The sequence below is a fragment of the Pseudoalteromonas sp. SCSIO 43095 genome, from assembly GCF_023650455.1.
Classification (GTDB): domain Bacteria; phylum Pseudomonadota; class Gammaproteobacteria; order Enterobacterales; family Alteromonadaceae; genus Pseudoalteromonas; species Pseudoalteromonas tetraodonis.
This window is the reverse complement of sequence record NZ_CP087995.1, coordinates 2,295,981-2,308,480: the sequence shown is the minus strand read 5'-3', so window position 1 is coordinate 2,308,480 and position 12,500 is coordinate 2,295,981. Positions and strand designations below refer to the sequence as shown.

At 38.8% G+C, this 12,500-nt stretch carries 9 protein-coding genes and 1 pseudogene; 2 read left to right on the top strand and 8 right to left on the bottom strand.

Going from position 1 to position 12,500, the window contains the following annotated elements:
• The first annotated feature begins 444 nt into the window (after positions 1-444).
• Positions 445-1,644 carry a tyrosine--tRNA ligase gene (gene tyrS / locus LOC50_RS10855; RefSeq protein WP_028834382.1) on the top strand — a complete coding sequence of 400 codons (1,200 nt, stop codon included), beginning with the start codon at positions 445-447 and terminating at the stop codon, positions 1,642-1,644.
• A 39-nt stretch (positions 1,645-1,683) separates the two neighbouring features.
• Here tyrS and LOC50_RS10850 read toward each other — a convergent pair whose 3' ends face one another.
• The 4 genes from LOC50_RS10850 to folE2 all read right to left on the bottom strand — a co-directional run bounded on the left by LOC50_RS10850 (position 1,684) and on the right by folE2 (position 5,083).
• Positions 1,684-2,646, bottom strand: a complete 963-nt coding sequence (locus LOC50_RS10850) for a cobalamin biosynthesis protein CobD/CbiB (protein WP_250653212.1) — start codon at positions 2,644-2,646, stop codon at positions 1,684-1,686.
• Entirely contained in the window at positions 2,647-3,354 is a 708-nt protein-coding gene (gene mtnN, locus LOC50_RS10845; RefSeq protein WP_016900621.1) for a 5'-methylthioadenosine/S-adenosylhomocysteine nucleosidase, read from the bottom strand.
• Positions 3,355-3,463: 109 nt separating this feature from the next.
• Positions 3,464-4,060: a DUF2726 domain-containing protein gene (locus tag LOC50_RS10840; RefSeq protein ID WP_138627197.1), complete on the bottom strand. Its 597-nt coding sequence runs from the start codon at positions 4,058-4,060 to the stop codon at positions 3,464-3,466.
• A 102-nt stretch (positions 4,061-4,162) separates the two neighbouring features.
• Entirely contained in the window at positions 4,163-5,083 is a 921-nt protein-coding gene (folE2, locus tag LOC50_RS10835; protein WP_036980085.1) for a GTP cyclohydrolase FolE2, read from the bottom strand.
• Between the two features lie 207 nt (positions 5,084-5,290).
• On the opposite strand from folE2, the gene arcB reads away from it, so the two are divergent.
• Entirely contained in the window at positions 5,291-7,609 is a 2,319-nt protein-coding gene (gene arcB, locus LOC50_RS10830; RefSeq protein ID WP_013464139.1) for an aerobic respiration two-component sensor histidine kinase ArcB, read from the top strand.
• A 7-nt stretch (positions 7,610-7,616) separates the two neighbouring features.
• On the opposite strand, the pseudogene arcA reads toward arcB, so the two are convergent.
• The 4 genes and pseudogenes from arcA to trmB form a co-directional block, all read right to left on the bottom strand.
• A pseudogene (gene arcA / locus LOC50_RS10825) lies at positions 7,617-8,334 on the bottom strand (two-component system response regulator ArcA).
• A 448-nt stretch (positions 8,335-8,782) separates the two neighbouring features.
• Positions 8,783-10,387: an ATP-binding protein gene (locus tag LOC50_RS10820; RefSeq protein ID WP_250653211.1), complete on the bottom strand. Its 1,605-nt coding sequence runs from the start codon at positions 10,385-10,387 to the stop codon at positions 8,783-8,785.
• Between the two features lie 183 nt (positions 10,388-10,570).
• Positions 10,571-11,596, bottom strand: a complete 1,026-nt coding sequence (locus LOC50_RS10815) for a methyltransferase (protein WP_250653210.1) — start codon at positions 11,594-11,596, stop codon at positions 10,571-10,573.
• A gap of 36 nt (positions 11,597-11,632) precedes the next feature.
• Positions 11,633-12,358, bottom strand: a complete 726-nt coding sequence (trmB, locus tag LOC50_RS10810) for a tRNA (guanosine(46)-N7)-methyltransferase TrmB (protein ID WP_036980079.1) — start codon at positions 12,356-12,358, stop codon at positions 11,633-11,635.
• Positions 12,359-12,500: the final 142 nt, after the last annotated feature.

Here is a 12,500-nt window from a genome sequence, read left to right as displayed (position 1 = left end):
AGGATATAACGAATAATCTGTGAATACTAGTATTTTGTAGATTTAAACTCGAGTTAAATTAGGCTAAAATCGTAGGGTATTCAGGCTGTTTGTGTTTAAAGTTGAACTGTTACACTATTTTATATTCTTGGATACTTTGCTTTTTCATCATAATGTTATATTAGTTTATAAAACGGTTTAATTACGAGAAGTGATTAATTTGTAAACTGTTTTTAGTTTGTGATAAACACTTTTGGCGTATTATTAATCGCTCGTTTATATCCCCTTTTAGAACGTACACCCTGCATTTTAGTTGGTGCTGCGATTAGTTAAAAAAGTTGTTCTAATTAGGTGGAAATTTGTTATGTTAGCTAAATAGTTTTATTTGCTTTGTGATAACGCGCTAGCAATAAACCGTGAGCATATTACACCCCTTCGTTGTCAGAATTTTTGGAGTAACACACAGTGGATTTACAAACCGCTCTAGCAGAGATAAAACGCGGTGCAGAAGAGATATTAATTGAAGATGAGTTGGTTGAAAAATTAAAGTCGGGGAAAAAGCTAAAAATTAAAGCTGGTTTTGATCCTACGGCTCCAGATTTACACCTAGGTCACACTGTACTCATTAATAAAATGAAAACCTTTCAAGATTTAGGTCATGAGGTTATTTTTTTAATTGGTGATTTTACCGGTATGATTGGCGATCCAACGGGCAAAAATGTGACCCGTAAACCACTTACACGTGATGACGTGCTTGCCAACGCCGAAACCTATAAAGAGCAGGTGTTCAAAATTTTAGACCCGGCTAAAACAACCGTCGCTTTTAACTCTACGTGGATGGAGAAATTAGGCGCTGCGGGGATGATAAAATTAGCCGCGCGTCAAACTGTGGCGCGTATGCTTGAGCGTGATGATTTTAAAAAGCGCTATGCTGGCGGTCAATCGATTGCGATTCATGAGTTTTTGTATCCACTGGTGCAAGGCTGGGATTCAGTCGCATTAGAGTCAGATGTTGAGCTAGGCGGCACCGATCAGCGTTTTAACCTATTAATGGGTCGTGAGCTGCAAAAAGATGAAGGTCAAAAACCACAAACAGTATTAATGATGCCTTTACTTGAGGGAACTGACGGCGTTCAGAAAATGTCGAAGTCACTCGGTAATTATATTGGTATTACTGATACGCCTTCAGATATGTTCGGTAAAATCATGTCAATTAGTGACGTACTCATGTGGCGTTACTACGATTTGCTAAGTAGCCTTTCTATTGAGCAAATTGCAGCGCAAAAACAGCGTGTAGAGCAGGGCACTAACCCGCGCGATATTAAAATTGAATTAGCTAAAGAGCTAATTGCGCGTTTTCACAGTGAAGCTGATGCGCAAGCTGCTCATGATGACTTCATCCAGCGTTTTCAGAAAAAAGCTTTGCCAGATGAAATCCCTGAGCTGACAGTTAATATTGATGAAGAGTCAATTTTAATCGCTAACTTACTTAAAGAAGCGGGCTTAGTAGCGAGTACCTCAGAAGCCATGAGGATGATCAAACAAGGTGCAGTAAAGCTTAACGGCGAAGACAAAATTACAGATACCAAATTGGAAATTGCAAAAGGCACAACGGCTATTTACCAAGTAGGTAAACGCAAATTTGCAAATATCACCGTAGCTTAAAACTTCGGACATTATAAAAACCAGCTACGGCTGGTTTTTTTATGCGAACTTAAAAACGAGAACAGCCTTAATAATTTCAACGCTAATAATAATCAGAAACCAAAAAAGGCGAGTTTGGTTAAGTGTATTGAGTAGTTGTGGTACGTCATCGGCGTTGGGAAGACGCTCTACACCGACACGCATTTTATTAAAACGCTGTGTATTATAAATAGCAGGCCCACCAAGTTGTACCCCCAAAGATGCAGAACATACACTAAGTAACCAGCCTGTATTGGTTTGATAGAAGTGTCGGCCATAATGCTTAATATAATGCATGCTTTTTTTACTGGCCTTTAGTGAGGCAATTGTCAGCGCGAGTAAACGTATGGGAATGTACTCAACAATAAAAAGAACCAGTTTAAGCGGCATCAAAAAAGAGCTATTTGGGGCTATATCACTTCGCCACGCCTGTTGAATTAAAGTGATTAAACGATAGGCTAAAGCGGCGACGGGGCCCAATACTAAAAATATGAAAATTACCACAAAGTAATGACGCGCCGTTCTAAGTATGACACTTTCCATAATGGCTTTAATGATCCCGGGGCTTGAAAGTGCAATAACTTCACGGGCTACTAGTGGCTTTAATAATTCGCGTGCTGTCGATTTTTGATTTTTTTTGACTAGCCTAGCTATGCGTATCGCTTTTTTATTCAGGCTACTGTTTTCTAGGCATAAATATAAAATAAGACCTGATAACAGCTCGGGGTAAAAGGCAAACTGAAGCAGTAAAACTACAATAATAAGCACAGTACTAAGTATAAGCGTACTTGCCATTGAGGCTGCTAAATAATGATATTGCTTGGTGTCTGTTTTTTTATAAATACGCTGGCTTATAGCGCTAAAAATAGCAGAGAGTATGTGGTTAGGGTGATACCAACTTACTAAAGGTAAAAAGCGCTCAGCAAGGAGCGCACAAATAAATACAATAAAGTCCAAATGATTTTGAACAATATTATTGAGCATTTACAGCGTAACCGCCGTTAATTTCTCAAGTAAAGCTACGACCATTTTTGATGAATTTATAGAGGCTGTTTCTAAGTATTCTTCAAATGATTGCGGCGACTCTTTGCCTGCAATATCAGACATTGAGCGAATAACAACAAATGGTGTATTAAGTGCAAAACACGTTTGCGCAATTGATGCACCTTCCATCTCTACTGCTAGCATTGTAGGGAAGTCACTGCGTGCTTTTTCAATACGAACAGGGTCGCACATAAACGAGTCGCCGGTGCAAATTAAACCGACAAGGGTTTTTACTTCACTAATTTGTGCAATTGTTTGCTCGGCGGCTTCTACAAGTTTAGGGTGAGCAGTAAAACCTGCTGGCATTTGTGGTACTTGGCCAATTTCGTAACCAAACGCTGTTACATCAACATCGTGATGACGTACTTCAGATGAAATTACTACATCGCCAACGTTTAGTGATGGGTCGAATCCACCGGCAGAGCCAGTGTTAATAACACAATCTGGATTGAAGTTATCGATAAGTAATGTGGTTGCGATTGTCGAAGCGACTTTACCAATACCTGATTGCACTAAAGTGACGGTATTGCCTGCAAGCTCGCCTGTGTAAAAAGTAAAACCAGCCTTGGTTAAAACTTGTGGATTTTGCATCGCCTCGCGCAAAATTTTAACTTCTGGCTCCATTGCGCCAATAATACCAACATTCATAGTGTTAAATTCCTGAGTTTGAATACGGTGATTATACTGCAAAAAATAACGTGGGGTAAAACAAACAAAAATGCGAGCTTAAAAAGCCCGCACTTTATAAACTTATTGATTATATTTCAGCAAGGGCTGTTGATTGTGCCTTTGCTTGAGAAGGAGACAATACCGCAGGTTTATGAACTCTAACACGCGTGGGTCGTGAAGATTTAGATGCCGCTGGCTTACCTAATTTAAACATAATTGCATCGCGTACTTCGCTTGGGCGGTAGCCTGCCTTCACTTTCATACGAATATGTGGAATACCTGCGGCTTCCAATGCGCCATTAACAAACCAGTCGCGCTGTGCTTTGTGGCCATCTTTATTGGCGTTATTAACTAAGTCAACCGCAGCCACTATGGTCATTTTTTCTTTATCTACTAAAACAAAGTCGAGCTGCTTATTTTTTGCTTTAGCCATTGCCGCACGTTTAGATTTAACAGACAGGCCTTGTTTACAGTCAATCACATCGATTAGTTTAACGCGACTAACAATTTTATATTGATCGCCAACAGCGCGCTCTAATAAATTCAGAAACGCCCCTTCTACTTGGGTAAATACACTTTGCTTACGAGTAAAAGGATAAGGGTTTCCGCCGTCATCATTAAATTTTGACGCAACGACAGATGCCCCAACAACTAGCACTAATATTAATAATAAAGCGAATTCCATACGGTAACTCCATAACAACAAATTGACACTGCTTGTCTAAAGCAATTTATGTGCCCAAATAGTTGTTATGGTTGTTTTATTAACGAATGGGGATGAGCACTATTATGCTTTATAGCCGCCTTCAATACCTTTTACGGCAATCGCAACTGCATCATGAGCATGTAAAGACTCATAATGGTTAATTTGCAGGAAGTAATCGGTAAACTCTTTTGACTCTAACGTCGTTTTAATTTTTCGTGCTGCGTCTTCACAAAACATTAAATTTTGACCGTTTAAGCGAGCAAACTCTTGTTCGTCTTCACGTTTTACCGCAGCTTGTACTGGTGTTTTTAGTTCATCTTCTAGTAAGTTTATTAAGTTAACCACATCAAACTGTTTAATGTTATTTGCTAATTTAACTTTAACATTAGCAATTGAACGCTGTGAATGCGGGGTTGCTACAATGCCTTGAGTTGTTCCAAGCCACTCTAAAACTTCTGATTGAGTGAGTGTTTCTTGAGAAAAATTTTCGCTGAATGCGTTTTGAATTAATTGGCGAGCCAGTGCTGCAGAGCAGGGGCAAGTTGATGAATAAGTCACATCAACGCTGAGCTCAAAACTAATAACGCCTTGATTTATAGTGCTGGTAAGTACAATGGGATAGCTTTTCCAACCTGCTTTACCACTAAGTAATGACTTACGGCGTAGCGGCAATTCAAATTTAAATTCAATGTGTGCTTTATCACTTAAGCCTTCATGACTGGTGATAAAGGTATCTAAGGCTTGTGCTAAGGTTTCTGGATTGACCTGTTGCTCAGTTGAGAGGTGATCCAACGCTAAAAATAGTCGCGACATATGAATGCCTTTAGCATCTTCTTTGTGTAAATTAACAAAGGCGCGTGCTTTTGCATTAACGGTAACTGGAGCTAAATCAAGAGATTCAAAAATAAAAGGCAGCTCTATATCGCCCATACCTACCCAGTCTAATTTACCTGTTTGTAATGCGGCAGCCGTGTTAGCAATATCTGGCATAGTTTTTTGCATGATACGTTACTCGTTATTTGCAATATTTAAAACGCCGCATTTTACACTAAATAAAGATTTGCTGAAATGCAGCAAATAACACCAAACATGAAATTTTATTGTTTTTGTCGCACAACATGAAAATAGCTGATAGAAAATGCTAAAATTAGCCTTTAACCTTGAAAGGTCAACAGACCCTAAGCATTTAGCTAAGAGAAAAACTGATATATGACTGATTCTTCTTTGAACCCGTGGGTTAGAGTTCTTTCCAGTTCAATAACTCGTTTTGGTGAGTTTAAAACTGCAGCTATTTGCTATGCATTATTACTGACAATATCGCTGGTTTTATCAAGTATGTTTTATTACGTTGCCATAGGCGAAGTAAACTTGGTTGATATACTCGCCGTGGTATTTTTTACCTCGGTTGTTTCTCCTTTAGTTATCAGCATATTATTAAACTCTATTCGGCAACTTGATGCCTCTTATGCTTATTTAGATAGTGCCACAAAACAAGAGAAGCTTTTAAATCAAACCCTCAAAGACAATATTAACCGTTTAAACATTGAAATTGACGAACGTAAAATGGCTTTTCATGCTAAACACCGAGCAATAGAAGAGCTTAGGCGTGAAATTGCAGAGCGTAAAAAAACACAACAAGAACTCGCACAGCAAGGCATGTTACTGCGCTCAATTGTAGACTCCTCGCCGGATTTATTTTATTACCGCGATAACAACGGGGTGTTTGCTGGTTGTAATAAAATGTTTGAAGAGGTGATGGGTAAAACCAGTGGTGAACTTATTGGTAAAGCCGCAGAAGAAATATTCCCAAGCCACTTTTTATCAGAAGTACTCAGAACCGATGAGCAGGTTGAGCGTACGCACCAAGGTTTAACTATAGATGTGGAGTACTCAGTAAACGGTGAAATTAGGTGGTTTGAATTGCGTAAACTTCCCTTTATTAATGAACAAGGGGATTACATTGGTTTACTTGCGTTTGGCCGTGATATTACCAGTCGTAAAGAAGCTGCGCAGGCACTAGAAACAGCTTATAAAGATAAAGGGAAATTTATTGCCACATTAAGCCATGAGTTACGCACACCGCTTAATGGTATTGTGGGCTTAACGCGCATGCTACTGGATACCGAATTAAACAAACAGCAACGCAGTTGGTGTAATACCGTGTTTTCAAGCGCCGAAACACTAGGTAATATATTTAACGATATTATAGATTTAGATAAAATTGACCGTGAGCAGTTAGATATTGCCGCCAACGAAATTAATGTTTCGGACTTTATCAACGATGTAGTTAACTTTGCAGGCCTTATTGCTGAGCAAAAAGAGCTTTCGTTTGAAGTGAAGCGTTCTGGCATGCTTGACATATATGCTTTGCTTGACCCGACCCGTTTACGCCAAGTGGTGTGGAACTTAATTAATAACGCTGTTAAGTTTACTCAACAAGGGAGCGTAATCTTAGATTGTGCCAGAGAAAACCGTGAAGATGGCCCTTGGCTTATTATTAAAATACTCGATACCGGTGAAGGCATTCCACAAGAGCAACTAACACGCATTTTTGACATGTACTATAAAGCGCCAGATCTTAAAGGCACCAATGCCATTGGTTCAGGTATTGGCTTAGCTGTCACCAAAGCGTTAGTAAGCGCAATGAAAGGCACAATAACGGTTAATAGTACCCCAGGAGAGGGCAGCTGCTTTACGGTACAAATTCCGCTGAATTTATGTAGTGCTCCTACCGAACATAGTTATGTTGGGCGTAGCTTATATATTTTATTAGTGGAGGATGTGCCACTTAATGCTGAAATTGCTACTAACCTACTAGAACAACGTGGACACGAAGTGCTGTGGGCTGAAACGGGTGAAGATGCTTTATCGTTTGTCGAAACTGAAGATGACTTAGATTTAGTCTTACTTGATATGCAGTTGCCTGATATTAATGGTGACGAAGTGGCAAGACAAATTCGCGCTCAAAGTCATTTTGATCAGCTTCCAATAGTGGCATTAACGGCCAATGTACGTAGTGCTGAAGAGGAGCTTGAGGGTATTTCTATTCAAGGCGCACTAGCTAAACCAATAAACACAAGCAAGTTAGATAATATGCTCGCTGAACTCTTTGGCATTAAGCAAGCGCAAACCGAGGCTCCTCAACGAGTGGTCAATCAAGCGTTATTAAATCAAATTAATACTGACTTGTTGGATGTTGAAACCATTGAAGACTTTGTAAATTCGATGGGCGTTGAAGTATTTAAACGCAGTAGCCAGTTGTTCGCAAAGCTAAATCCGCAGTACCAACAAGAGCTGTTAGCTTCGTTAAACGCTGCTGATAGAGAAGAGTACAAATCGGTTGCGCATAAGTTAAAAGGTGCGGCTGGTTCGGTCGGTCTTAATGATGTTCAGTTGCATGCAAAGCAAATGGAGCATGGGGCGCTGGAGCAAAGTGACGAAGTGTTAGCTGTGTGGCTTGAGGAGTTAACAGATAAAATAAATGAAGGACAACAGGCCCTTCATTTATTTTTACAGCAATTAGAGTAATAACTAATTAGCTATCGATTTTACCAATGAAACGGTAACCTTCACCATGGATGGTGCTGATTAACTCAGATGTTGAGTTGTCGCTTTCAAAGTGTTTGCGGATACGACGAATTGTTACGTCAACCGTACGGTCGTTAGCGCGAAGCTCTCGGCCAGTCATGTGTTTAATTAGTTGCTCACGGCTAAATATACGACCCGGAGAGTCAAGCATTAAACGCAGTGCTCTGTATTCGCCTTTAGGTAGACGTTTCGCGTCTCCGTTTGGAGAAGTAAGGCAGCGACTATTTTCGTCAAGTTCCCAACCGTTAAAGGTGATCACGCCATTTGTTTCAATAGCAGACTCTTCACCACCTAATGCAGTACGCGTAATTAAGTTACGAGCACGAATAGTTAATTCACGCGGGTTGAAAGGCTTAGTAATATAGTCATCAGCACCAATTTCAAGACCTAAAATACGGTCTACATCGTTGTCACGGCCCTGTTAAGAAAATAAGACCAACTTTGCGTTTTTGGCGTAATTCGCGAGCTAAAATAAGCCCGTTTTTACCTGGCAGGTTGATGTCCATAACTACAAGATTGACGTCATCGTTATTTGTAAGCTTATCATGCATATCATCGCCATCAATGGCTTCAATAACTTTGTAACCTTCGGCTTCAAATAAACTAACGAGGTTTAGTCTAGTTACGTCTTCATCCTCTACGATCAGAATGACTGGCGTTTGCATTTTTAATTAACCTTTTTGTAGAGTGTTTTATTTTAAAATCGGTGTGATCATCAAAACCGACTACTGGAATTATAGGATTATATCTAAATGTTAACAAGTAAAAACAAATTAGATAAAAACAGCTGCGCGCTCAAACTATTATTAAAGACCGCGGCTTAATTGATACTTAACGTTGGATGTATAACTTGAATTATAAAGTCGAAGCCATTTCCCTTTAATAATTGATACATCCATCAACCACCTAAAGATACTTAAAATAATCAGACTAATTCAAAACGAAATTATATCACTTTACAATTTTTCATCAATGTATGTGATATGTTAAACACAATTAAGTTCATTAATTGTGTGAAAATACAGCATTAATGATACAACTGTTCAAAGAGTGCTGTTTTAGTATGGTCATAAAGTCGTAATTCAAGAGCAGAGAACGGATTTATTTCACTTTTTAAAATAGCGTAATAATAAATCGTGCTCCTGATTGATACTCAGTATCTAATACAATTTCTCCAGCCAAAGCCTGGGTCACTAAGTTGTAAACTAAATGCATGCCTAATCCACTGGCTCCTTGACCGCGTTTTGAAGTAACAAAAGGGTCAAAAATTTTCGCTCTTATGTTGCTCTCTACACCTAGGCCGTTATCGGTGTAGGTAATTTGTGTTTTTGTGCTTGTTGCCACAATATCAATTTGCACTACATTGTCACCGCCAGCTACAAATCCGTGTAGTAGGGAGTTTAAAATTAATTGATGGAAAACTTGCTGCAGTGGCCCTTTTTTACTTTCAACGGTTAAATCTGCTGGACAATTTATAAGAACTTTAGGATTTTTTATTCTTAACTCTTGCCCCATAGACAATAATGTATCGTTTATGAGCTGCTGAAAGTGAACGGTGCTAGTGATTTCATCATCTTTGATCACGGCCACTTTTTTAAAGTTAGAAATAAGCTCTGCGACACGGTTTAAACTACTGTAGATGAGGTCTAAGTTTTCAATGCCATCGTTAGTAAATTGCTCAAATTGACTGGCAGTCAATGACTTATTTTGAAAGTTAATTTGTAGCTCCGCGAGTTTATCCCTTAATAAAGTAGAACCGGTGATCCCAAGCCCTATAGGGGTATTTACCTCATGAGCTACACCTGCCACCATTTGCCCTAATGAAGCCATTTTTTTGTTTTCGACAATTTGAGTTTGGTATTGGTGCATCTTTTCAAGTGTAGATAGCAACTCTTTATTTGCTTCTCTGAGCGCGATGGTTCGTTGGCTTACTTTTTCTTCAAGATTTGAGTTTAGTAGCTTAATTTCTTTTTTATCTTCTTCGTGGCGCTTTATTTGTCTTTGTGTTCGCGCCAGCATTACATTTAAGCTGTTAGAAAGCCTGGTTATTTCAGTTAAGTTTGTTAAAGGCGCCCGGGCGTAGTAGTTATGATTTTTAGCTATGTTTTGCAGTAACAAGCTTAAGTTTTCTATTGGGCTGGCTATCCTTTTTTGTAGCCTTAAAATAATCAAAGAGATAAAAATAAGTATTAAAGCGATAATGGCAATATCAATTATAATTTTTTTAGTGATAAACTTATTTAAGTTATCCAAGCTGCCCCTAATATACACATAACCCAGTAACTGATCATTATTGAGTATTGGAGTAATGTACTCAATAAACTCATCACCTACTTGGGGTTCTATAAAGTCGTTAATACTGTCTGTTTTGATTGGTACAGGTGGCGATTTTTGAGCATTAAAACTGGTAAAAAATACTGGTTTATTTGTTTGCTCATCTAGCGCATAAATATGTAAGTTTGTGACCGATGAGACTTGTTGAAGAAGCTTTAACCGCCTTTCTTCTGCAGGTCTATTTTTATTCAGTAATGACGGCATTGCATCAAAGGCAATGATCTCTGACACCAGCACAAGTTTACTAATGAGCTGCTTTTTTTGCTCTTGTGTACTTAAGTAAGTAGAAATAGAAAGAGATAATAGCAAACAGATGGCTGTTATAAGCATGATGGTTTTAAACAATATACTACGAATGCTATTTTGCTCTACAGTTTTAGGCATTGCGAGAGGGTCATCCGTGTCAATTGTGAATGTAATAAATACTAGTTTAGCAAAAACAGGAAAAAGTGAAGCAAAAAGATTAGCTTAATTACACTATTTATTTTTAGTTAATCTACGTCATAAAGTAAATATGCGGCTAATATACCGCATATCTATATTTTGATAGGGGATTAATAATTAGTTTTAGCTACTGTATACAGCAAACTTATTATTCTTAAACACCGTTTGATAACTATCAAATTGGGCTTCTAAAATAGGTGGATATTTTAAAAAGCTATTAGCAACAATAGTGAGCTTACCTGTTTTAGTTAGGTGCTGTTTGGCATTATTTAAAAATGATTCGGCTACTGTGTAATCGGTCGCAATACCGGTATGAAATGGTGGGTTACTAATAATTAAATCAAACTTACCTGCAATGCTGTTTAAACCATCGCTCAGTACGGCTTCACCATTAACGTTATTAAGTTTAAGCGTTTGTGTTGTTGCATAGGTAGCTAGTGCACTTACATCACTACATGTAAATGTAAGAGCCGGATTTTTTAGCCCTAAAAACGTAGCAATAAGCCCCGCGCCACAACCAAAGTCAAGAACGTTACCGTGTTTTATATTTGGTGCATTTTCTAATAGCATTTTAGTGCCTGCATCAAGGCCGCCATGGTTAAACACGCCGGGAATACTTACAGCAGTAAACTCAATATCACTTACGTTTACCACAAACTCTTTGTGGTAAGTACTAACATCAAATGTTGAATTCAGGGTTATTTCTGAAAATGAATATAAAACGCAGTGTTTTGCAGAGTCAATTTTATTACTAAACGCCGTTTTATTGGCGAGTTGCTTTTCAATTGATTTTACACCGCTTTTGTTTTCGCCAACGACTAGCAGCTCAGCTTCTTTACTTATCACTGCGCGTATGTTGTCTAATGCCATTAATAGCTCAGGCTTAGACTTGGGGTAATAAAGAATTACTAAATCATATTCACCGGCGCTAATCGTGTGATTAACTTCTACATTTATACCCGATATGTTTTTAGCAAATTCACCATTTGCATGGTTATAGCTAAAAGCCGTTATTTTACTTTGTGGGTTGAGCGTTTTTAGCTCATTTAAAAAGCCATCTTGAACAAAGTTGACCACCAATATTGATTTACCTTTTAGCTCCTCGCTGTTGCGAAGTAATAATAGGCTCGGATTGGTTAATACGCTCATAAATGGCTTTACCTTACTTGATTATTTAATTAACGGTTATTTAGTACGTTCGAACATTAAATCCCATACGCCATGGCCTAAACGATGGCCACGTTGTTCAAACTTAGTCAGCGGGCGTGAATCAGGACGAGGTACATAGTCGTTAGTCTCTGATTGGTTTTTGTAACCAGGTGCTGCTTGCATTACTTCAAGCATATGCTCTGCATAGTTTTCCCAATCGGTTGCCATATGAAAAACGCCGCCAATTTTTAATTTAGAGCGTAGTTTTTCTGCAAACTCAGTTTGTACAATACGGCGCTTATGGTGACGCTTTTTGTGCCATGGATCAGGGAAGAACAATTGTAAGGTCGATAAGCTTTCATCACTTATACAATCTGCAAGGACTTCAACGGCGTCGTGTTCAAATACACGAAGATTAGTAACGCCTGCTTCGTCGGCATCCATTAAGCACGCGCCAACGCCTGGGCGATGTACTTCTATACCGATAAAGTTAAGATGTGGTGCATTTTTTGCCATTTCAACCAATGACTTGCCCATACCAAAGCCAATTTCTAACACTACATCATTGTCATTTCCAAATACTGCGTTTAAATCAAGTAGGCCGTTTTTATGCTCAAGCCCCATTGTTGGCCAGCATTTTTCGATTGCAGCGGCTTGGCCTTTGGTTAATCGGCCTTCGCGTTTTACAAAACTACGAATAGTGCGGATATACTTACCTTCTTGCTTAGCTTGCTCAAGGTTGTTGTTACTTGATTCACTCATATTATTGGCCTGACAAAACAATGTGTTTAAAAATGGTTGCGTATTATCCCTGACCCGCGCGGGGTTGACAAGCTCTAGGGCGTTATAGCTTGATCTTTTCAACAACTACAATAGACTGAGCCGCCATTAAGCATTAGTAAAA

Bases quoted from the DNA above. Each gene is read 5' to 3' on its own strand.
- LOC50_RS10840 (WP_138627197.1), bottom strand. From the start codon at position 4,060: ATGGAATTCGCTTTATTATTAATATTAGTGCTAGTTGTTGGGGCATCT.
- folE2 (WP_036980085.1), bottom strand. From the start codon at position 5,083: ATGCAAAAAACTATGCCAGATATTGCTAACACGGCTGCCGCATTACAA.
- LOC50_RS10820 (WP_250653211.1), bottom strand. From the start codon at position 10,387: ATGCCTAAAACTGTAGAGCAAAATAGCATTCGTAGTATATTGTTTAAA.
- LOC50_RS10815 (WP_250653210.1), bottom strand. From the start codon at position 11,596: ATGAGCGTATTAACCAATCCGAGCCTATTATTACTTCGCAACAGCGAG.
- arcB (WP_013464139.1), top strand. From the start codon at position 5,291: ATGACTGATTCTTCTTTGAACCCGTGGGTTAGAGTTCTTTCCAGTTCA.
- LOC50_RS10850 (WP_250653212.1), bottom strand. From the start codon at position 2,646: ATGCTCAATAATATTGTTCAAAATCATTTGGACTTTATTGTATTTATT.
- trmB (WP_036980079.1), bottom strand. From the start codon at position 12,358: ATGAGTGAATCAAGTAACAACAACCTTGAGCAAGCTAAGCAAGAAGGT.
- mtnN (WP_016900621.1), bottom strand. From the start codon at position 3,354: ATGAATGTTGGTATTATTGGCGCAATGGAGCCAGAAGTTAAAATTTTG.